The 21,933-nt window shown below is 68.4% G+C and carries 16 protein-coding genes and 2 rRNA genes; 6 read left to right on the top strand and 12 right to left on the bottom strand.

The genetic code is table 11. The features are described from left to right. The first annotated feature begins 26 nt into the window (after positions 1 to 26). The 4 genes from J2851_RS11270 (at position 27) to J2851_RS11255 (ending at position 3,130) form a co-directional block, all read left to right on the top strand. Entirely contained in the window at positions 27 to 1,172 is a 1,146-nt protein-coding gene (locus J2851_RS11270) for an NAD(P)/FAD-dependent oxidoreductase (protein WP_209766374.1), read from the top strand. Between the two features lie 109 nt (positions 1,173 to 1,281). Further along, positions 1,282 to 1,677, top strand: a complete 396-nt coding sequence (locus J2851_RS11265; protein WP_246500585.1) for a hypothetical protein — start codon at positions 1,282 to 1,284, stop codon at positions 1,675 to 1,677. A gap of 161 nt (positions 1,678 to 1,838) precedes the next feature. Further along, positions 1,839 to 2,534, top strand: a complete 696-nt coding sequence (locus J2851_RS11260) for an OmpW/AlkL family protein (protein WP_209766372.1) — start codon at positions 1,839 to 1,841, stop codon at positions 2,532 to 2,534. 161 nt (positions 2,535 to 2,695) lie between these two features. Then, on the top strand, positions 2,696 to 3,130 hold the full coding sequence (locus J2851_RS11255; protein ID WP_209766371.1) for a CBS domain-containing protein: 435 nt from the start codon (positions 2,696 to 2,698) through the stop codon (positions 3,128 to 3,130). Between the two features lie 94 nt (positions 3,131 to 3,224). On the opposite strand, the gene J2851_RS11250 is transcribed toward J2851_RS11255, so the two are convergent. From J2851_RS11250 to J2851_RS11230, 5 genes are all read right to left on the bottom strand, one after another. Continuing rightward, positions 3,225 to 3,881, bottom strand: a complete 657-nt coding sequence (locus tag J2851_RS11250) for a response regulator (RefSeq protein ID WP_209766370.1) — start codon at positions 3,879 to 3,881, stop codon at positions 3,225 to 3,227. Positions 3,882 to 4,303: 422 nt separating this feature from the next. Further along, positions 4,304 to 6,094, bottom strand: coding sequence for an acyl-CoA dehydrogenase C-terminal domain-containing protein (locus J2851_RS11245; protein ID WP_209766369.1), 1,791 nt, complete (start codon positions 6,092 to 6,094; stop codon positions 4,304 to 4,306). Positions 6,095 to 6,111: 17 nt separating this feature from the next. Continuing rightward, positions 6,112 to 8,445, bottom strand: a complete 2,334-nt coding sequence (locus J2851_RS11240; protein ID WP_209766368.1) for a 3-hydroxyacyl-CoA dehydrogenase/enoyl-CoA hydratase family protein — start codon at positions 8,443 to 8,445, stop codon at positions 6,112 to 6,114. A gap of 29 nt (positions 8,446 to 8,474) precedes the next feature. After that, positions 8,475 to 9,614, bottom strand: coding sequence for a thiolase family protein (locus J2851_RS11235; protein WP_209766367.1), 1,140 nt, complete (start codon positions 9,612 to 9,614; stop codon positions 8,475 to 8,477). Further along, the gene (locus tag J2851_RS11230; protein ID WP_209766366.1) at positions 9,611 to 10,096 is read right to left on the bottom strand and encodes a MerR family transcriptional regulator; all 486 of its coding nucleotides are present in this window, start codon (positions 10,094 to 10,096) and stop codon (positions 9,611 to 9,613) included. Before J2851_RS11230 ends, J2851_RS11235 begins: the two co-directional genes overlap by 4 nt. Before the next feature lie 298 nt (positions 10,097 to 10,394). On the opposite strand from J2851_RS11230, the gene J2851_RS11225 reads away from it, so the two are divergent. Next, complete coding sequence (locus J2851_RS11225; RefSeq protein ID WP_209766365.1) at positions 10,395 to 10,577, top strand: hypothetical protein; 183 nt, start codon at positions 10,395 to 10,397, stop codon at positions 10,575 to 10,577. 120 nt (positions 10,578 to 10,697) lie between these two features. Here the strand turns inward: J2851_RS11225 and J2851_RS11220 are convergent, their stop codons facing one another. From J2851_RS11220 to J2851_RS11200, 5 genes are all read right to left on the bottom strand, one after another. Further along, positions 10,698 to 15,605 carry an alpha-2-macroglobulin family protein gene (locus J2851_RS11220; RefSeq protein WP_209766364.1) on the bottom strand — a complete coding sequence of 1,636 codons (4,908 nt, stop codon included), beginning with the start codon at positions 15,603 to 15,605 and terminating at the stop codon, positions 10,698 to 10,700. Positions 15,606 to 15,783: 178 nt separating this feature from the next. After that, a complete protein-coding gene (locus tag J2851_RS11215; RefSeq protein ID WP_209766363.1) occupies positions 15,784 to 17,418 on the bottom strand; it encodes a sensor histidine kinase in 1,635 nt (544 codons plus the stop codon). A gap of 137 nt (positions 17,419 to 17,555) precedes the next feature. Continuing rightward, entirely contained in the window at positions 17,556 to 18,719 is a 1,164-nt protein-coding gene (locus J2851_RS11210; RefSeq protein WP_209766362.1) for an aminotransferase, read from the bottom strand. Positions 18,720 to 18,798: 79 nt separating this feature from the next. Next, positions 18,799 to 19,098 (bottom strand): PGPGW domain-containing protein, encoded by a 300-nt coding sequence (locus J2851_RS11205; protein ID WP_209766361.1) that lies wholly within the window; start codon positions 19,096 to 19,098, stop codon positions 18,799 to 18,801. An 84-nt stretch (positions 19,099 to 19,182) separates the two neighbouring features. Further along, positions 19,183 to 19,749: a hypothetical protein gene (locus J2851_RS11200; RefSeq protein ID WP_209766360.1), complete on the bottom strand. Its 567-nt coding sequence runs from the start codon at positions 19,747 to 19,749 to the stop codon at positions 19,183 to 19,185. A gap of 149 nt (positions 19,750 to 19,898) precedes the next feature. Here J2851_RS11200 and J2851_RS11195 point away from each other — a divergent pair, with 149 nt between their 5' ends. Then, entirely contained in the window at positions 19,899 to 20,747 is an 849-nt protein-coding gene (locus J2851_RS11195) for a fumarylacetoacetate hydrolase family protein (RefSeq protein WP_209766359.1), read from the top strand. Between the two features lie 199 nt (positions 20,748 to 20,946). On the opposite strand, the gene rrf is transcribed toward J2851_RS11195, so the two are convergent. Both rrf and J2851_RS11185 read right to left on the bottom strand, forming a co-directional pair. Next, positions 20,947 to 21,062, bottom strand: a 5S ribosomal RNA gene (rrf, locus tag J2851_RS11190). Positions 21,063 to 21,185: 123 nt separating this feature from the next. Beyond that, positions 21,186 to 21,933 (bottom strand): 23S ribosomal RNA (locus J2851_RS11185); the annotation flags it as partial.

Genomic DNA, 21,933 nt, shown 5'->3' with positions numbered 1-21,933 from the left:
GACTTCAGATCGGCAAGGAGAGCACAGTGGAGCGCGCGGATTTCCTGATCATCGGCGGCGGCATGGCCGGGGCATCGGCGGCCTATGAACTGGCCGCGCACGGCACCGTCATCGTGCTGGAACGGGAAAGCCAGCCGGGCTACCACTCCACTGGCCGGTCGGCGGCGCTCTACACCCAGACCTACGGGCATCCGACGGTCCGCGCCCTGACGGTGGCGAGCTGGGACTTCTACACCAACCCGCCCGACGGCTTTTCCGAGCACCCGCTGCTGACCCCGCGCGGCGTGCTGCTGATCGGCCGCGCCGACCAGACCGCCGCGCTGGAGCGGGACTTCACCGAGGGGCGGCGCCTCACCCCCAGCGTGGAACGGCTGGACGCCGCCCAGGCCCTGGCCCGCGCGCCCTTCCTCCGTACCGACTATGTAGCCGGCGCGGTCTGGGAGCCCGACGCCATGGACATGGACGTCCACGCCATCCACACCGGCTACCTGCGCAGGCTGAAGGCGCGCGGCGGCCGGCTGATCACCGACGCGGGCGTGCAGGCGCTGGCGCGCCGCGACGGTCTGTGGGTGGCGGAGACTCCGGCGGGGAGCTTCGCCGCGCCCGTGCTGGTCAACGCCGCGGGCGCCTGGGCCGACGTGGTGGCCGAACTGGCCGGGGTCCGGCCGCTCGGGCTGATGCCGAAGCGGCGCACCGCCCTGACCTTTGATCCGGTCTTCGCCGATCCGGCCGATTCCGCCGGGCTGGACGGCTGGCCCATGGTCATCGACGTGGACGAACAGTTCTATGTGAAGCCCGACGCCGGTCGCCTCCTGCTCTCCCCGGCCGACGAAACCCCAGTGGAACCCTGCGACATTCAACCGGAGGAGTTGGACGTCGCCATCGCCATCGACCGGTTGGAACAGGCGGCCCGCTTCACTGTTCGGAGAATCGCGCACAAGTGGGCGGGGCTGCGCAGCTTCGTCGCCGACAAGGTGCCGGTGGCCGGCTTCGACGGTACGGCCGACGGCTTCTTCTGGCTGGCCGGCCAGGGCGGCTATGGGATCCAGACGGCGCCGGCCATGGGCCGCACCGCCGCCGCGCTGGCGACCGGCGGTTCCCTGCCGGCGGAGGTCGCGGCGCTGGGCGTGCGTGCGGAGGATTTGGCGCCCTCCCGCCTGCGGGGCGCCTGAGGAGGGAGCGACCATGATAGGCAGGACGAGTCGCGTTGCGTTCCGGTTGTTAACGTTCTCGGGCCTCTGCGCGGTCGCGGCCTGCGCCAACCCCGCCGCGGACAACGCCATGTTCGCCCAGGACGCCCTGATCGGCCTCCCGAAGCAGACGCTTCTGTCCTGCGCCGGCGTGCCCAACCGGCAGGCCACCGCCGGCGACCGGGAATTCTTCACCTACAACAGCAGCAAGCTGGTGTCCTACCCGGCCTGGGGCGGCTACGGCGGATATTGGGGCGCGCCCTACGGCTACGGCTGGGGCGGGTGGCCCGGCTATTACGCCGCCGACGTCTACAGCGTGGATTGCGAGGCCACCTTCACCCTGCGCAACGGCGTGGTGGAACGGATCGTCTATGGCGGGGCGTCCTACGGGTCGTCCCGGCTCGGCCAGTGCTACGCCATCGTGCAGAACTGCCTGGCGCAGATCCCGCGGAACACAGCACCGCCGGGTACCCGACCGCCGCAGTAGGAGAACCTGTCCATGCGACATCTCGCCGCTGTTGCAAAGCCGCCGCAGCGCGACGGATTGGTTGCACTCGTGTAGCAACCCTAGAAAAACTCTGGTAATACATCTCCAGGCATAAGCCAACGAACGAACATCAGCACAATATTGCCCTGGAGCGAAATCCCATGACTTTCCTGAAGCGCGCCGCCGCCGCCCTGCTGGCGACCACGGCTCTCGCCGCCGTTTCCTCTCCGTCGCTGGCCCAGGATTTCAAGGGCAAGTCCGCGGGCGACATCGTGATCCGCGCGCGTGGCCTGGCCGTGCTGCCGCAGGAAGATGGCAAGCTGAAGCTGAACGGCGCCACCGACATCGGTGAGGCGAACGTCGGCAACGACTACATCCCGGAACTCGACTTCTCCTACTTCGTCACCGACAACATCGCGCTGGAGCTGATCGCCGGCACCAGCCGCCACAAGGTGTCGGGCTCGCTGAACGGCCTCGGCAACTCGGTCGACATCGGCAAGGTGTCGCTGCTGCCGCCGACCCTGACCGCGCAGTACCACTTCTTCACGAAGGAGCGCGTCAGCCCCTACATCGGCGCCGGCATCAACTACACCCTGTTCTACCGTGAGGACGCCGCCAAGACCCCGAACGGCATCGGCCTCGCCATCACCAACACCGACTATGAGAACCGCTTCGGCTTCGCCCTGCAGGCCGGTGTGGACGTGGCCATCTCCGGCCCGTGGTCGCTGAACTTCGACGTCAAGAAGATCTTCCTGAAGACCGACGTGACCGCCCAGACCAACCTGGGCCCGGTCGTGAAGTCGAAGGTCCACCTCGACCCGTGGCTGGTCGGCGTCGGCATCGGCTACCGCTTCTAATCATCAGGCCGGGGCGCGCTCTCGGGCGCGCATCGCGGTGGTCGAAAACAGGCCGGGTACTCCGTTGGGGGTGCCCGGCCTGTTCTTTTTCGAGCCTTCCACCACAGCCGATGCTGCGGGAGCATCAGCCATGCGACATCCGCAAGGGAGGAACGAGCAACATGCACATCGCCGCCGTACTGAAGCGGAAGGGCAGCGCCATCATCGCGGCGCGTCCTGACGACCCGGTTTCCGCCGTCGCCCGCACGCTCGCCCAGCACCGCATCGGTGCCGTCCTGGTCATGGGGGACGACGGAGTACCCGTCGGCATCCTGTCGGAGCGTGACATTGTCCGCGCCGTTGCGGCGGACGGCGCCCAGGCACTGGACCGGCCGACCGCCGACCTGATGACGCGCGATCTGGTGACCGGCCGGCCAAGCGACACCGTATCCCGCATCATGGCGGTCATGACCGAGCGCCGCATCCGCCATCTGCCCATCATGGAGAACGACCAGCTCGTTGGCCTCGTCAGCATCGGCGACGTGGTCAAGGCTCGGCTCGACGACGCGGAACTCGAGGTCGAGTCGCTGCGCGGCTACGTCGCCGGCATGGGCTGAACCAGCGTCACGGACGGAATACCCTGAAACGCGAAGCGCCCGCGGAGAGAGCCGCGGGCGCTTCGCATGTCGAGCCGCCTTGGCGACCGGCCGGTCAGGCGGAATGGGATTGCGGGAAGGCCATCGCCGCCTGGGTGCGGTTGCGCACGCCGAGCGATTTGAAGATCGCCGTCATGTGGATCTTCACGGTTCCTTCCGACAGCCCAAGTTCGTGGGCGATCTGCTTGTTGGACTTGCCCTCGCGCAGGCGGTCGAGCACCTCGCGCTGGCGCTGCGTCAGCAGCTGCTCCAGCTGCGGGTCGGTCGGCGGCATCGCGCCGGCACCGGAACCGATCCGCGTCTCCGCCTCGGTGCCTTCGCGCAGCACGGTGGGCGGCACATAGACGCCGCCGGAGAAGATCAGATCCAGGGCGCTCAGCATGATCTTCACGCTGGACGACTTGGGAATGTAGCCGGAAGCACCATGCTCCAGCGCGTCGCGCACATCGTGATGCGCTTCCGACGCTGACACCACCACGACCTTGGCGTCCGGTTGGCGTTCGCGCAACATCTGGATGCCGCTGAAGCCCGGCCAACCCGGCATGCGCAAGTCGGTCAGGACGAGGTCGTAGGTCTCCCCCGCCCCGGCCTTCTCCAGCAGCTCATCGAAGTTGCTGGCTTCCTGGAAAGAAGCGCCTTCCTTCAGCTGCTCCAGCAGCCTGCGCAATCCCTCCCGGAACAGCACGTGGTCGTCTCCGATCAGGATCTTCATGAGCGATGCTCCTGTACGCAGTGCTATCAATGCTCTGTCACACGGTTACGGAAAAAATTCGGGCCACTTTCAACCATCATATGACCCAAATCCAAAAGATATAAAAAGGCCATACCTAGTGTAATGTCTATTCAGATGTACCACATTTCGGCGTGCGCGGACAACCTGAATTTAACCTTTGTCACACTCATAGGCATACACCGGCATAGAAAGCCACACGGCGACCGGGGATATGGTATTGGCATCATATAGCCTTCGACGGCGGGTGGAAACCGCTCGCACAGCAAAAAGGCATCTAAAGGAAGAGGTCGCAAGAGACAAGTCCGCATTCCCCTTATGCGCTCTTCTTTATGAAAATGGGCCGGAACTGGTGCTTTCACACCAGACCCGGCCCGACAGCGGGAAGCTCGTCTGGAAAGGTTTTAAAAGGCGGACTCCTCCAACTCCATCAGCGGCTTGGCGCCGGCCATGATGGTGATGAACAGAGCGTTGGTCTGCGGCAGCAGCTTGGCCATGTAGAACCGGGCGGTCTTGACCTTGGCCTCCAGAAAGGCCGCGTTGCCCTCCTCGGTCGCCAGCCTCATTCGGGCGGCCTTGACCATCCGCAGCCACATCCAGCCGAGCGCCACCAAGCCGAACAGACGCAGGTAGTCGCTGGCGGCCGCACCGGCCTCCTCCGGGTCCTTCAGGCCCTTCTGGGCGATGACCGCGGTCGCTTGCTGCAGCTTGGCGAAGGCCTTGGCGAGCGGCAGGACGAACTCGGCCAGATCCTCCGTTTCCATGTCGGCCTCGATGTCCGCGGCGACGGGATGGAAGAAGCGGCGCAGCAGGCGCCCCATGTCCTGCGGCATCTTGCGGCCGACGAGGTCGAGCGCCTGGATGCCGTTGGTGCCTTCGTAGATCTGGCAGATGCGCGCGTCGCGGACATACTGCTCCACGCCGGTTTCCCAGATGAAGCCGTGGCCGCCATGCACCTGGACCGCGATGTTCGCGGCGTCGAAGCCGATGTCGGTGAACAGGGCCTTGACGATCGGCGTCATCAGCTGGACGAACTCGTCGGCCTCCTTCCGCGTCCGCTCGTCGGCGTGGCGTTCGGCCACGTCGAGCTGGTAACCGACCAATGCGCCGAGCGCACGAGCGCCCTCCGTGAAGGCGCGGGCGGTCATCAGGTTCCGCCGCACGTCCGGATGGACGATGATCGGGTCGGCCGGCTTGTCCGGGTGCTGTGCGCCCTTCAGCGACCGGCCCTGCAGACGCTCCTTCGCGTAGGCGACCGCGTTCTGGTAGCTGACTTCGGCCAGCCCCAGCCCCTGGATGCCGACGGCGAGGCGGGCCGCGTTCATCATCACGAACATGGCGCGCATGCCCTTGTGGGGCTCGCCGACCAGCCAGCCGGTGGCCTCCTCGAAGTTCATGACGCAGGTCGAGGACGCCTTGATGCCCATCTTGTGCTCGATGGAACCGCAGGCGACGCCGTTGCGCGGGCCAACCGTGCCGTCCTCGTTGGGCAGGAACTTGGGCACCAGAAACAGGCTGATTCCACGCGTCCCGGCCGGCGCGTCGGGAAGGCGCGCCAGGACGAGGTGCAGGATGTTCTCGGTCAGGTCATGCTCGCCGGCGGAGATGAAGATCTTCGTGCCGGTGATTTTGTGGCTGCCATCCTCCTGCGGGACCGCCTTGGTGCGGATCATGCCGAGGTCGGTGCCGCAATGCGGCTCCGTCAGGCACATGGTGCCGGCCCAGGTCCCGTCCACCAGCCGGCCGAGGAAGCGTTGCTTCAGTGGGTCGGAGCCATAGGTGGACAGCGCGTTGTAGGCGCCCAGCGACAGGCCCGGATACATGCCGAAGCTGAGGTTGGCGGAGCAGATGAACTCCTCCAGCATCGTGTTGACCAGCTTCGGCAGGCCCTGCCCGCCATAGGCCGGGTCGCAGGACAGGCCCTGCCACCCCGCCTCGATGTACGTGCCGTACGCTTCCTTGAAGCCCTTCGGCGTACGCACCACGCCATTCTCGAACGTACAGCCTTCCGCGTCGCCGGACTGGTTCAACGGGAACAGCACCTCCTCGCACAGCTTTGCGCCTTCCTCCAGCACCTGGGCGATCAGGTCCGGCGTGGCGTCCTGGTAGCCCGGCAGTTCGGCCAGCTTCCCGGCGCCCACGATCTCGTCGAGGACGAAGCGCACATCCTCGAGCGGAGCCTTGTAAATCGGCATTCTTGCGTCCTCCCCGATCAGTTCCGCAGCGGCTTGCCGGTGGTGAGCATGTGCTCGATCCGGTCGATGGTGCCGGCGGTGCGCACCAGTTCCATGAAGGCCTTGCGCTCAAGGCTCAGCATCTGCTCCTCGGTCACCGGCTGGGTAACGTCGGCCTTGGGGCCGCCGGTCAGCACGCCGGCCAGCTTGCCGCAGACGACCACGTCGTGCGGCGTGGCCTTGCCCTGCAGGGCGAAGCCTTCCAGGAACAGTTCCAGCGCGGCCGCGCCGGTCGGGCCGGGCAGCGTGTAGGTCGTCTTTTCCGGCGGGCTGTAGTTGGCCGCCAGTTCCAGCGCCTTTGCCTTGGCGTCGGCCAGCAGCCGGTCGCGGTTCATGGTGATGCCGTCGGAGGGGCGCAGGTACATCAGGTCCTTGGCCTCCGCCGCCGACTTGGCGACCTTGGCGAGGCTGATGGTCTCGAAGGCCGTAGCGATCGGGGGCATGGGCCCCTTCGGCACCTTGGGGTTCGCCGCGGCGCGGGCCAGCATCTCCGTGCAGCCGCCCCAGGCCGGGATCAGCCCGACGCCGACTTCGACGAGGCCCATGTAGGTTTCGGCGTGGGCCTGGACGTGGTCGGAATGCAGCAGGATCTCGCACCCGCCGCCGAGCGCCAGCCCGCTGGGGGCCGCCACCACCGGGAAGGGCGCGTATTTCAGCGCGCGGTAGGTGCGCTGGCCGGCCTCCACCATCTCCTCGATCTGCGGCCACAGGCCGATGTTCAGCACGAAGAGGGCGAGGCCCAGGTTGGCGCCGACGGAGAAGTTGTCGGCCTCGTTGTGGATGACCAGCGCCTTCCAGTCACCCTTGCCGTCGCCGATCAGCCCCATGGCCTTGCCATAGGCGGCCATCACGTCGCCGTCCAGCGCGTTCATCTTGCTGGTGAATTCGACGCACAGCACGCCGTCGCCGATGTCCCACAGGCTGGCCGAGCCGTTCTTCCACACCGGCTTCGACGCCCGCTTGATGTCGGCCAGCAGCAGCACGCCGTCCGGCCGCACCACCGTGTCGTAGACGCCGGCGGTGGTCAGGTGCTGGAGCTTGCCATCCTCCACCCGGTAGAAGGGACGACCGGCGGCCTGTTCGACCAGCGGCGGCACGGGGATGCCCTCGCTGCGGCAGAGTTCCGCGAACCAGTCCGTGCCCAGCCGGTCGATCAACTCGAACGGGCCCTGCTTCCAGGCGTAGCCGAGCTTCATGCCCTCATCGACCGCGACGATGCTGTCGGCGATCTCCGGCACCAGCGAGGCGGCGTAGGCCAGCGTGTGGGCCAGCACCCGGCGCGCGTACTGCCCGGTCTTGTCCGGGAATTCCGCCAGCGCCCGCAGGTCGCGGCCGGCGGCGGTGACGCTCTCCAGCTTCGGCTTGTCGGAGCGGCGGTATTCGCCGGTAACCAAGTCGATGGCTTCCTTGACCTTGCCGCCGCCCGCGCGGTTCAGGCGGTAGAAGCCGCCCTTGCCCTTGCGGCCGGTGTAGCCTTCCGCGATCATCCGCGTGATCACCGGATGCTCCCGGAAGGCGCTGCGGTAGGCGTCGTTTTCCGGCAGGGTGGCGAGCAGGCTCTTGGCGATGTGCGGCATCAGGTCGAGCCCGACGAGGTCCACCAGACCGAACACGCCCGTCTTCGGGATGCCCATGGGGCGGCCGACGACGGCGTCCGCCTCCTCCACCGTCAGGCCCAGGTCCACGGCGGCGTTGATGGCCGTCTGGATCCAGTAGACGCCGATTCGGTTGGCGATGAAGCCCGGCGTGTCCTTGCAGCGGACCACGCCTTTTCCGAGCTGCCGGTCGCAGACGTCGGCCACGGCGGCCAGCGCGTGACCCCTTGTCTTCTCCCCGCCCACGATCTCCAGCAGGCGCATGTAGCGCGGCGGGTTGAAGAAGTGGGTGATCATGAAGTCGCGCTGGAACGACTCCGACTGGCCCTCCACCAGCACGCCGAGCGGAATGGTCGAGGTGTTGGACGACACCACGGAGCCGTCCTTGCGCACCGGGTCGATGCGCTTGTAGAGGTCGGCCTTCACGGCCGGGTTCTCCACGATCGCCTCGACAATCCAGTCCACGTCGGCCAGCAGGTGCAGGTCGTCCTCCAGGTTGCCCGGGGTGACCAGCTTGGCGTTCTTGGGGTGCATGAAGGGCGCGGGGTCGGCCTTCAGCAGCTTCTGGAGAGCCCCCTTGGCGATGGCGCTGCGGTCGTCACCCTCTTTTGCCGGAATGTCCAGCAGGACGACCGGGATGCCGGCGTTCGCGAAATGGGCGGCGATGCCGCTGCCCATGACGCCGGAGCCGATCACGGCGGCGCGTTTGATGGTCATGGTCGTTGCCTCCCTTCCCGGCCGCGCCGTCAGACCGCTTCCAGGATGGTGGCGATGCCCTGGCCGCCGCCGATGCACTGGGTGGCCAGCGCGAACTGCTTGCCCTCGCGCTTCAGCAGGGCCGCGGCCTTGCCGGTGATGCGGGCGCCGGTGGCGCCCAGCGGGTGGCCGAGCGCGATGGCGCCGCCGTCCAGGTTCACCTTGGCCGGGTCGATGTCCAGGTCGCGCATGCAGGCGATGGCCTGGGAGGCGAAGGCCTCGTTCAGCTCGATGATGTCGATGTCGCCGACGGACAAGCCGGCGCGCTGCAAGGCCTTTTGGGCGGCGGGAACCGGGCCGAGACCCATCACCTCCGGAGCGCAGCCGGCGACCGCGACCGAACGGATGCGGGCGAGAATCGGCAGGCCGTTGGCCTTCGCGTACTCCTCCGTCGTCACCAGCACCGCGGCGCCGCCGTCGGTCAGGGGGGAGGAGGTGGCGGCGGTGACCGATCCGTCGGCCATGAAGGCGGGCTTCAGGCCGGCCAGCCCCTCCGCCGTCGTGCCCGGGCGGATGCAGCCGTCGCGCTCCACCGCGGCGCCGCCGGTCGTCGGGATGGCGACGATCTCCTCCGAAAGACGCCCTTCGGCCTGCGCGGCGGCGGCCTTGGCGTGGGAAGCCACGGCGAAGGCCTCCTGGTCGGCACGGGCGATCTCATAGCGGCGGGCGACGTTCTCCGCCGTGATGCCCATGGAGCAGTAGGACTCCGGATAGCTTTGCTTCAGGGTCGGGTTGGGCAGCGGGTTGTAGCCCATGATCGGAACGCGGGTCATCGACTCGATGCCGCCGCAGACGAAGACCTCGCCGGCGCCCATCTGGATGGCGCCCGCCGCCTGATGGATCGCCTGCATGGACGATCCGCAGTAGCGGTTGATCGTCGTCGCGGCGGCGCTCTGCGGCAGGCCGGCCAGGAAGGAGACGGTGCGGGCGACGTTCATGCCCTGCTCGCCCTCGGGGAAGGCGCAGCCGACGACCACGTCCTCGATGTCCGCCGGGTTCACGCCGGTGCGCTCGACCAGCGCCTTGACCACGTGGGCCAGCAGGTCGTCCGGACGGACCTTGGTCAGTTCGCCCTTGCTGGCGAAGGTGAAGGGAGAGCGGGCATAGCCGGCGATGACGACCGATTTCATGAGCGCGGTTCCTCCGGGGTCTGCGTCTCCGTGATTCCGCTGCGGCGGAAGTGATCGGAGATCTGGGTGTCAATGGTGCGCAGTTCCGCCAGCGTCTGCTGGACATCCTGCAATTGGCGTTCAAGGTCGCCGATGCGCCGCCGGGCGATGCGCTGCATGAAGCGCATCTGCTCCAACTGCGCCTCGTCGGCGTCGTAGAGGGTCAGGAATTCCTTGATCTCGGCGAGGCTGAAGCCCAGCCGCTTGCCGCGGCAAATCAGGGCGAGGCGCGCCCGGTCGCGGCGGCTGTAGACTCGGGCCGTGCCCTCGCGCGCCGGGGCCAGCAGCCCTTCGTCCTCGTAATGGCGGATGGTGCGGTGGGTCAGGCCGAACTCGTCGGCGAGCGCACCGATGCTGTAGCTGCGCCCATCGTCAGGCGTGCCTGCGCCCTGGCCTTCGGTGTCGCGGGCGTCCCAGCCCATGCTTCGCGCCGGCTGCGCCATGCCGTCCCACCCTTCCCATGCCCGTTGTCGGCCCCGTTTGATGGCCGCGTCCGTCATTGGTTGACGTTTACGTAAAGGTAAGGCCGACTCCAATCGCTGTCAAGCCGGACTGCGGGGTACCGCAACGGCCTCTACCCTTGGCTGTTTCAAACGGGGTGCGGCGCACGCGCGCTGTGACAGGATGCCACATCGTTTGGACACCAAACTATGGCACCTTCGAATCGCAAACAAAGATCCGCCGGTCACCGCCGCCCAGACGCCGCGGCCCAGGGCGGACCAGCACGGGTTGGGGCAGCCGATGTCGTCACGCGCCATCGTATCGCTGGGGGTCTGGATACTCGCCATGGTGCTGGTCGGCACCATGACCGTTGGGTTCGCGCTGCTGTTCTACGTGGCCTTGACCGCCTTCTTCGCGGTCGTGGTGGTGATCATGATGCTGATCACGCGGCAGCGCGACGACGACCGCCGGAAACTGATTTAGGGATTTGATCTAGGGATTTGTCGGGTTGCGCTTCGCTTCACCCGACCTACGACCGTCCCGTCGGGCTGAGCCGTAGGTTGGGTGCAGCGAAGCGAAACCCAACAGATCACATCGCTCCCCTCACTCCGGCAGCACGCGCAGCCGGACAGCGGCCGTGCGACCGGTCTGGTAGGGGCGGTACATGTCCTCCGCCACGGCGCCGGGCATGGTGAACTCGCCCGGAGTCACCGCGCGCACCAGGTAGACGAGTCGGAAGCGCGGCGCCTGCTTGGTCAGATCCACGGCGGCGACGAAGCGGTCGTCGCGGTAGTCCACGGCGCGCGGAGTCGTCAGCTCGCCCAGCCAGGACAGGTCGCCGAGCGGCCCGCCGGTGCCGGCCAGCCGCACGGCCTCGATCTCGAAGCCGGCCGGCAGCAGGTCGGTGACCAAGGTCTGGTGGTCCACCGGATCGGTGGCGGAGCCCTCCAGGATCACCACCAAGCGGTCGTTCTGCCGCACGCCGGCCGGGTCCACCGGATGGCCGGTCATGTCGAACAGGCCGCGCGTGACGGTCATGCCCTGCTCCTCCGCCGCGGGCGCCTGCTCGGCGATGCCCACGACCGAGACGATCTGGCGCAGCGGTTCGCCGCCGGCGTTGCGGACCGCCGGGACCGCCGCCGGATCGACGCGCTGGAACAGGGGCTTGGCCGCCTCCACGATCTGATCGCCCTGGGCGATCTTCGCCGGCGGCGCCCGGTCGATCAGCGCCTTGGCGGCGAGCAGGGTCCAGGCCTGCTCCTGCGCGCTGGTGACGCGCAACGCGGCGTAGGTCTTGGACAGGCGCTCCGCCGCCTGGGCCAGGCGGTCGCGGTCCACGACTCCGCTTTCCGCCATCAGCGCCACCACCCCGGCGTCGTCGCGCAGGGATGAGCCGTAGTCGCGCAGGCTGGCCGACACGACCCGCGCGCCGCTCAGCCGCGCGAAGGCCTCGCCCGCGCGGTTGCCGTCGCCGAGCGCGGCGATGGCCGTGGCGACCTGGGCGCGGGCGAAGTCGGTCTGCAGCTTGTCCCAGAAGTTTTCCTGGAAATAGCGGACCGCCCCGGCGTCGATCATCTTGGCGCGCGCCAGCACATGGAGCGCGTAGGCGCGGCCCGGCAGTTCGTCGCCTTCCACCCAGGCGTTGTCGAGCGTCGCCCGCAGCCCGTCCAGCCCCCGGCGGTGCGGCACCTCGGGCACGCGATAGCCGGCGGCCTTGGCGCGGCTGAGGAAGTCCAGCGCGTAGGCGGTGAGCCAGGAGTCGGCGTCGCCCTTCGGCGACCAGGCGGCGAAGGAGCCGTCCTGGCGCTGGAAGGTCAGCGCGCGGTCCACGGCGCGCTGCACGCGCGCCTTGACCCGCTCGTCGGACGCCATGCGGAGCCCGACCGCCACGTCGCCCATGGACAGCAGCGGCAGCGCGCGGCTGACCGTCGCCTCCAGCCCGTTGGCGCCGGCCCGCTCAAGCGACGCCAGCAGCCCCGGCACGTCGATGTCCGGCAGGGCGCCGAAGGACAGCGACACCGCGGCCGTTTCGCGCCGGATGCCGTAGAACAGGTCGGTCGGCAGTTCCACCGGCTTTTCCGGCGGCACCATGATGGCCATGCGGCGGGTGACCAGCGGGGTGGAGGGCCGCACCGCGACCTCCCACTGGCGGGTGATGCGCAGCCCATCCGGCCCGGTGACGTCCAGCGCCACATGGCCGGCGCCCACGCCCGTCGCGGTCAGCACCCGGCCGGCCGACGCGCGCTTGCCGCGGCCGAGGTTCTTCACGGCGACCTCCGGATCGCTCAGCGAGACGGCGCCGCTGGCGATCAGCTTCACCTGATAATCGCCGGCCGGGCCGCCGATGTTGTCCAGCGTGACCGGCACCACGGCCCTGTCGCCAGGCGCAAGGAAACGCGGCACGCCCAGGTCGGCCAGGACCGGGTCGCGGACCAGCATCGACGATTCGTCGTGGCCCAGCTTGTCGCCGGCCCAGGCCACCGTCATCAGGCGCAGGCGCCCCTGGAAATCCGGAATGTCGAGCGGCACGGACACCTTGCCGTCCGCCCCCACCGGCACGACGCCGGAGAACAGCGAGACCACGCGTTCCGACTTTTGCGGCACGGTCACGCCGACCTGCCGCAGGCGCGGCGCGGCGGTGGGGCGCGTGCGGGTGGCGTCCAGAACCGCCGGGTCGATCAGCCGCCCGAACACGTCGCGCAGTTCCACACCCAGGCGGCGCTTGCCCAGGTAATGGTCGTTCGGATCCGGCGTGTGCTGGTCGGTCAGCTGCAGCACCGCGTCATCCACCGCGGCGACGGTCACGAAGGCCGGCGCGCCTTCCGGCACGCCGTTCAGCGTCACCTCGGCGGTCACCGGGCGCCGCGGCTCGGTCTCCGCCGGGGCCGCGACGCGCACGTCGAGCGCCCGCTGCCCCGCGTCGACGCCCAGCCAGGACAAACCGACGGCGCGCCGCGGGCCGCCGCCCTTGCCAGCGGTGCCCCCCGCCGCGTTCTGGGCGTCCGGCGTGGCGAAGGCCGTCGCCAGCACATAGACGCCCCCGGTCCAGGTGGGGTCGACCGGGATTTCCAGGAAGGCGCCCTCCGGCCCGATACGACGGGTGGTGGCCTGCCGGATTCGGCGGTCGGCGACCGCGATCATCACTTGGCTGTCGTAGGGGGGCTTCACATAGACCCACGCCGTCTCGCCGCCCTTGTAGGCCGGCAGCATGACGGTCACGTCGACCTCGTCCGGCCGCTCGCCGGCCGTCGGCGTCATCCACCAGCCGGCGGCGAACCGCAGGCTGGTCGCGACGCCCGTCTTGGAATCGAACACTTCCAGCCGATAGCGGCCGGCGCCGACCGGCGCCTCCACCGAGGCCGGCTTGGCCGCCTGCGCGGCCAGCGTTCCACCGGTGACGCGCTGGTCGCGCACGGTCACCTTGTAGTCCCAGCGCCCGTTCGCCTCGAACCAGACATAGTCGTAGTCCTCCTCGAACAGCTCGTAGGACAGGTCATCCTTGTCCATGGGCTGCCCGTCCGGGCCGACCGCCACGACGTCGAATCCGGCGGTGGCGCCTTCCGGCACCCCCTCTCCCTCGAAGCGCGGGCGGACGCCGATGGCGAAGGGCTGGTGGCGCACCGGCAGGACGAGGTCGCGGCTGACCGAACGGCCGCCGATGTCCAGCAGGGTGGCGCGGACCACCGCCTCCAACGGCTTCGTGCTCTCCGGCGCCTTGGGCAGGCTGAGGTCGAGCTTGGCTTGGCCGTTGCGGTTGGTGGTGAAGCCGGGCCGGTCGGCGCGTTGCGGCTTCACCTCTTCCTGGGCGAGGCCGAATCGGTAGCCGGGCAGGTTCGGGTAGGGGTTGGCCGCCGCGCGCAGGGTCACCGACAATTCGCCGGGCAGGCCCGCCGCCGGGGCGCCGTAGAGGAAATGGCCGTCGAGCGTCAGAGTCGTCGCACCATCCGCCGGCAACTCCTTCGCGTCCGCGCTCAGCGCCACGTCGAGGCGCGGCGGAACGAAGTCCTCCACCAGGAACTCCGTGCGGCCGAGCACCGGCCCGACTCCGCTGCCCTGGCCGCCATTCTGACCGCTGCCCTGGCCGCTGTTGCCGGCCGCCGGGTCCGGCTCGCCATGGGCGGTGACCGTCCAGGTGCCGGTGAAGGCGCTGGGCGGAAGCTCGATGCGGGTGGAGGCGCTGCCGCCGCCGGACTCCGCCAGCGGGCGCCGCTCCACCTCGAATCCGTCCGGGCGCTGGATGACCAGCGTGACGGGGCGGCCGGTGACCGGCTTGGCGTCGGCGTCGCGCAGAAGCATCGCCAGGTTCACGGTCTCGCCCGACCGGTAGATGCCGCGTTCCGTGTAGAGAAAGGCGTCGGGCTGGCCCGGCCGCAGGGTGACGCGGACCGGCGCGGCACCCGCCGGCGCCCCGCCGGGGCTCCCGGCGTTCGGCGTGCTGTTCGACACCGTCGGCGTGGCGAGGTCGAGGAAGCCGAAATCGCCCGCCCCGCGGTAGGCGAACAGCGCCTGCGCCGGCTCCGTGCCGGCCGCGCGCAGCGCCGCGAGGTCGAAGCGGGCGAGCCCGTCCGGCCCGGTCTGCGCCTTGCCGAGTTCGGTGTTGTTGCGGGCGAGCAGCCGCAGCTCCACCCCCTCCGCCGGCGCCGCGGTGGCGACCGATCGGGCGAAGACGACCAGCGAGTCGTCCCCCATGATGGTGTTGAGGCCGAGGTCGGACACCACGAACCACTGCGTCGCCTTGTGGTCCCAGCCGCCGGGCTTGATGTCCTCGGTGCTGGCGACGGCGATGTAGACGCCGGCCTCCAGCTTGCCCAGCACGGCGTCGATCGGGAACGGCGTCACCACGGCCTGGTTGCGGCTGTTGCTGATCGCCATCTCGCCACGCCACACCTCCTGGCCGGAGCGGTCGAGGATCTCGCCCACCTCGTGGTCGGACAGCTGCTGGCTGATGCGGCCGAAATAGATCTTCTCGACCAGCGAGCGGTCGTTGATCCGCAGCACCTGGAGCTTGGCGCGGTCCAGGTTGATGGAGCGCAGCGGCAGCCCGTCCGCCCCGATGCGCGGCAGGATGTAGCCGGCGCCGCGGAAGGCCAGCGACGGCTTGCGGTTCGGCACCTCGATCTCGCGGACATCGGCGGTCGGCAGGCGCTTGCTGTCGTTGCCCGGCAGGCCGTCGCGCAGGGTGATGCGGTACTTCTGCCCGTGCTGCAGCCCGTCCACGCACAGCGTGCGGTCGCGGGCGACGACGTCGCGCGCCGGCGGCTGGGCGCCGTCGGCCCGGGCCGCCCCCTCGCCCAGCGGCACCACCTCCACATAGTCGCGGTAGTTCACCGCGCGCGACTTCTCCAGCCGGTCGGTGAAGGTGAAGCAGGCTTGCGGCACGTCGCGCTCGGCGACCACCTCGGCGCCGGACACGCCAAAGGGCGCGGGCTCCGGCGGCGGGGCGTCGGCGGCGATGACGGGGGTGGATGAGGCGACGAGAACGGCACAGACACGCGCCAAAGCACGCAGCATACGAGATTCCCTGGACCAGCCATCCTCGCCCGCAGGCGGCCGGGACGGCGCTTTAGAAAAATCGGCGCGGAGTATGCCCAAGCGTTTGTGGTTTCGCTATGGCTTTGCGGTCCGTCCCCGAAAAACGCAACACGCCGTCAAAAAGTGCAACAAGGGGCGACGTTCAACACAGGGGCCGTCAGCAGAGGGCGCGGCCACCGAATTCGAGCGTGAAGCGGCTGCCCTCGCCGGGGCGGCTGTCGATGCGCAGGCGCCCGCCGTGCGCTTCCATCAGCGACTTGACGATGGACAGGCCAAGCCCGCTGCCCTGCCCCGGCCGCACCACCATGGCCGTCGGCTGCCCGAACGGCACCACCGCCTGATTGAGCTGCTCCGGCGTCATGCCGATGCCGTTGTCCACCACCTCGATCCGGCAGCAGCCCCGCGCGCCCGCCGCGCGGACCAGGATGCGCCCACCCTCCGGCGTGAAGGTGACGGCGTTGCTCAACAGGTTCAGCAGCATCTGCTTCATCGCGCGGTCGTCGGCGGTGACCGACGGCGTTGCGGGATCGACGTGCATGTCCAGGCGGATGTGCTTGGCCTGCGCCTGCGGCGCCATCATGCGGATCGCCCATTGGACGGTCGCGGCGATGTCCAGGGGACGCGGGTCCAGCGGCAAATCGCCGGCCTGCAACCGCGCAAGGTCCAGGATGTCGTCGATCAGAGACAGCAGGTGCCGCCCGGAGTCGTGGATGTCCTTGGCGTAACCGGCGTAGCGCGGTCCGGCCGACGACCCCAGAAGCTGGTCGCGGATCACCTCGGAGAAGCCGAGGATCGCGTTGAGCGGGGTGCGCAGCTCGTGGCTGATGCGGGCCAGGAAATCGCGGTTCACGGTCAGCGCGGCGCGCAGCCGCTCCGACGTCCGGTGCTGCACCAGAAGGAAAGCGGCCACCAGCACGGTCGAGCTGGTCAGCAGCGCGGCGATGATCAGCAGCGTGCGCCGCAGGTCGGCGACGCCGTCCTCCATGTCGGCCATGGCCACGCCCACCGCGACCAGGAGCGGGTATCCCTCCAGCGCGCGGTAGGCGTAGGCGCGCAGCAGCCCATCGGTTCTGGTCTCCTGCCAGTAGACGCCGGCCCGCGCCCGGTCCAGTTCCTCCCACAGGCGCGAGTGGGAAATGTCCAGCCCGACCGCGTCCTGCTCGCCCCACGCCCCGCGGGCGCGGATGACCTTGTCGAGCCCGACCAGGGTCACCGATCCCCGCGGCCCGAGGTTCGCCTGGCGGTAGAAGTCGGCCAGCACCTGCGGGTCGACGTTGGCGACGACGATCCCGTCGAACCGGCCGTCGGGCCCGGCCACGCGCCGGCTGAACGGGATGCCCGGTCCGCAGTTCGGGTCCGCGTAGGGCTGCCCGATGCGCAGCTCATCCGGCCCGCCGCCCTTGAAATGGGCGAAGGCCGCGGACTCGCAGCGCGACTGGGCCCCCGCGTTGCCGTCGCTGCGGAACACCGGGCGTCCGTCGATGTCGAAAACCGTGAAGCGGCGGATGAGGTTGCGGTCGTAGAGGTCCTGGTCGGCGATCCGGCGGGCGTGCTCCACCCCGCCCTCCTCCAGCTCCATCCCCAGGTTCCGCAGGCTGATGTCCACCTCGCGGACGGCGCGGTGGGTGCTGTTCTCAAACCCACGGGCCATGGTCTCGGCCTGGGCGACCGTCACCTTGATGTGGTCGTGCAGCACCGTGCGGGCGACATGGGCGTAGCCTCCCCACACGACCACCAGGGCGACCGCGGTGGCAACAACCACGCCCCATCGGAAGGACACCGGTGCCTGCATCTGGTTCATCCCCGACGCCACGCGCGGTCGTGCCGCGCGGCGCAAGATCGTGTCGCGATGATATCGACACTAAACCATAAGCACGCCGAAAATCCTCCCGAAAAGGGACTGCATCCCTGGCGAATTGTCGCAGGGGATCAGCGTCGCCCGAAATGCCGCCGCAGACGCTCCACCGCCTCGTCGAGGATGGTGTCCTTCTTCGAAAAGCAGAAGCGAATGAAGGTCTTGGGGGCATCCTGGACGAAGAAGGCGCCGACCGGGATGGCGGTCACGCCGGCCGCGGCCGTCAGATGGCGGCAGAAGGCCTCGTCGTCGCCGTCGAAGCCGAAGGGCGACACGTCCGCGACCACGAAATAGGTGCCGGCCGACGGCAGCACATCGAATCCGACGGAGCGCAACCCCTCGGCCAAGCGGTCCCTCTTGCCTTGAAGCCCGGAGGCCAGCCCGCCGAAATAGGCGTCCTCCTTGCCGAGCCCGTAGGCCACCGCGGTCTGGAGGTTGGGCGCCGTGGTGAAGGTGATGTACTGGTGCGCCTTGGCGACCGGTTGCAGCAGATGCGCCGCCGCGGTGACGTAGCCGACCTTCCAGCCGGTCAGCGAGAAGGTCTTCCCGGCCGAACCGATCTTCAGGCAGCGGTCGCGCATTCCCGGCAGGGTCATCAGCGGGATGTGGGTGCGGCCGTCGAAGACGATGTGCTCGTACACCTCGTCGCAGACCGCGAAGGCGTCGAACCGCTGCACGAACTCCGCCAGCAACTCCAACTCCGCGCGGGAGAAGACCTTGGCCGCGGGGTTCAACGGATCATTGATGAGGACGAGCTTGGTCTTCGGCGAGAACACCGCCTCCAGGTCGGCCCGGCTGAAGCTCCAGTCCGGCGCCTTCAGGCTGACGAAGCGGGGAACGCCGCCGGCCAGCCGGACGATGGGCAGATAGCTGTCGTACATCGGCTGGAACAGCACCACCTCGTCGCCCGGATTGATCAGGCCGAGCAGACAGGCGGTCAGCGCCTCGGTGGCGCCGGAGGTGACCATCACCTCGGTCTTCCAATCGACGTCCAGCCCGTAGAAACGTTTGCCGTGCGCGGCGAGCGCCTGGCGCAGGTCCGGCGTGCCCATCATCGAGGGATACTGGTTCCAGCCCTCCAGCAACGCTTTCGACGCCGCCTCCAGCACATCGGCGGGACCACGGTCGTCGGGAAAGCCCTGGCCGAGGTTGATCGCCCCATGCTCCTCCGACAGGCGGGACATCACCTCGAAAATCGTCGTTCCGTAGCTCGACAGGATCGCGTTGCCGGACTTCACCACAGCCTCCAGTGCACCGCCGGACCTCTCTCCGGGGGAGCACAGGATTGCCGTAGCGGCGAACGCCTGTCCAGCCCTGTCAGTCCGCCATGCTCCCGGCGCGGGCCTCGTAGCGGCGGCGGCGCAGCCGCAGGCGGATGCGTTCGACGGGGTGGAACAGGCGCGGGTATCGGCGCTTCATGCGCACGAACAGCCGACGCGCGTCCGCGGAATTGCGCAGAAGGATGGCCCCACCGAGCAGCATGACGGGCAGACCGCCCGGACCCGGCAAGGGCGCGAGCAGCACGCCCAGCCCGATGATCGTCCACCCCATGCCGATCAGGGCGAGTTGCCGCAAGCGGGCGAGCGACAGGCTGCGGGCGGTGTCGGGGCGATGCATGGGCGCGCGGTTCTCCTTGGCTACCCAGTCCCATATGGGGCCGGATCGCCGCAGGACCAGGGGCCGACGCCCTCCCCGCTCCCGTCAATGGACCGTCGGCGCGCCGTGCTCACTCTTTGTCATAGCCGGCTTTGTCATAGCCGGGGTCGTGGTCCGGTCGCCAACCCCATGCACGTCGAGCACGTGACGCACTGCGTCCATATCCGCAGGCGCGGGCTTCCAGCCGAAGTCGCGCATCAGTTCGTGGCGTGCAGCGTCGGCGCGGCGGGCCAGCATCGCGCAGTCCTTTGCACAGCTCCTCTTACCGGACGAGCGTCCCGCCCCGTCGACCACCAGCCGCGCAGGGGATTTTGCGTCCTCCGGGCAGCGCCGGTCCGCGCAACTCTCCAGCATCAACCGGATCATGCGGTCCCGCTTGGCTTGGTCAACGAAGCCGGACTGGTCGAAATACAGCTTGGTGAAGCTGACTTCCGTCACCTGGACGTCCCGGCCGGTCGCTCCGACCATGACGGCGGCCACCATTTCTACGCAACGGCCGGCGAAGTCGGGAATGGGCGCGGTGCCGTCGTCGGCGCGGTCGTACAGCCGGCTCGGCAGTTCGACCAACCGCCCGGACGTTTCCTTCACGAGGTAACGGCGCCACACCGGCATGTCCGCCTCCCGTCTGGTTTCCCCATCCCTGAAAAAAGCGTACACCAGACCAAACCGCGACGGAACAGCCCCTTTGCGGGCGTCCCCAACCGCACGCGTTCAGCGGCGAAGGCGCGGTCCAACCAAACCGGGAAGGGAAGAGGTCTGTCATGAAGCTGTTGCGTTTCGGTCCGCAGGGGCACGAGCGGCCGGGTCTTCTGGACGGGAACGGCGTCGTCCGCGACCTGTCGGGGGTCGTGGCCGACATCGATCCGGCCACCCTCACCGACGAAGGGCTGGCGCGGCTGCGCGCCCTCGACCCGGAGCGCTTGGCCGCGGTGCCGGAAGGCGCGCGTCTCGGTCCCTGCGTCGCCGGCGTGTCGAAGGTCGTCTGCGTCGGCCTGAACTATCGCGCCCACGCCGCCGAGTCGGGCATGGCCGAACCGGCAGAACCGGTGCTGTTCATGAAGGCGACCACGTCGATCAGCGGCCCCAACGACCCGGTGATCGCCCCCAAAGGCTCCACGAAGCTCGACTGGGAGGTCGAACTCGGCATCGTCATCGGCAAGACCGCCCGCTATGTCGAAAAGGCCGACGTCTTCGATCACATCGCCGGTTATTGCGTCGTCAACGACGTGTCGGAGCGCGCCTTCCAGATCGAGAGCACGGGCCAGTGGGTGAAGGGCAAGAGCGCCGACACATTCTGCCCGCTCGGCCCCTGGATGGTCACGCGCGACGAGGTCCCGGATCCCCAGGCGCTCCGCCTCTGGCTTGAGGTGGACGGCAAGCGCTGGCAGGACAGCACGACCGGCGACATGATTTTCACGGTCGCCGATATCGTCTCCTACATCAGCCGCTTCATGACCCTTCTTCCCGGCGACATCATCGCCACCGGCACGCCGCAGGGCGTCGCCCTGGGCCAAAAGCCACAGCCCTGGCTGAAGCCCGGCCAAACGATGCGTCTCGGCATCGAGGGCCTCGGCGAACAACAGCAGACGGTGCAATCCTACAAAGACTGAGCTTCTCTCCCTCCCCCGCCCAGCGGGGGAGGGCCGGGGTGGGGGCCCAACGCCCGGCGCTTTCCGGTCCAGCCAACGCGCCAACAACGAAAAGCCGGCGCTCCTGAGGGGAGCGCCGGCTTTTCGTGTGTTCGTGAAGACGTGCGTAAGTGACTGACGATCGCCGTCCAGCCGGAAGGGATTGGCGTGTGCCGTGGTGACCTGGCGGCGACCTACTCTCCCACGTCTTGAGACGCAGTACCATCGGCGCTGAGGCGTTTCACGGCCGAGTTCGGAATGGGATCGGGTGTTGGGAGCCTCGCCATGACCACCAGGTCACCAAGGCACACGCGAGCCATCCAACCGGACGGGCTTTGGTAAGTGAGGACGTTTTGTTCTTGCGGCGGAGTTGGGGTGCTTGCTTGTGTGGGCTGGCCGCTGCGCGTGGTGCTGCGCGGTGGGATCAAGCCGATCGAGCGATTAGTAAGGCTCAGCTTCAGGCGTTGCCGCCCGTCCACATGCCTCCTATCGACGTGATGGTCTGTCACGGCTCTCAAGGGAGTTCTGGTTTAGAGGTGGGTTTCCCGCTTAGATGCTTTCAGCGGTTATCCCGTCCATACTTAGCCACCCGGCGATGCGACTGGCGTCACAACCGGTCCACCAGAGGTATGTCCATCCCGGTCCTCTCGTACTAGGGACAGATCCTCGCAAAACTCCGACACCCACGGCAGATAGGGACCGAACTGTCTCACGACGTTCTAAACCCAGCTCACGTACCACTTTAATCGGCGAACAGCCGAACCCTTGGGACCTGCTCCAGCCCCAGGATGTGATGAGCCGACATCGAGGTGCCAAACGACTCCGTCGATATGGACTCTTGGGAGTCATCAGCCTGTTATCCCCGGCGTACCTTTTATCCGTTGAGCGATGGCCCGTCCACGTGGGACCACCGGATCACTATGGCCGACTTTCGTCTCTGCTCGACCTGTCCGTCTCGCAGTCAGGCTGGCTTATGCCATTGCACTCGTCGAGCGATTTCCGACCGCTCTGAGCCAACCATCGCGCGCCTCCGTTACGCTTTGGGAGGCGACCGCCCCAGTCAAACTACCCGCCATGCAGGGTCCCGGCTCCGGATCACGGAGCGCGGTTAGATGCCAGAGACCTCAAGGGTGGTATTTCAAGGATGGCTCCACGCGAGCTGGCGCCC

Origin of the sequence: Azospirillum rugosum, assembly GCF_017876155.1 — a bacterium.
Taxonomy (GTDB): Bacteria; Pseudomonadota; Alphaproteobacteria; order Azospirillales; family Azospirillaceae; genus Azospirillum; species Azospirillum rugosum.
This window is presented reverse-complemented; position numbering and strand designations above follow the sequence as displayed.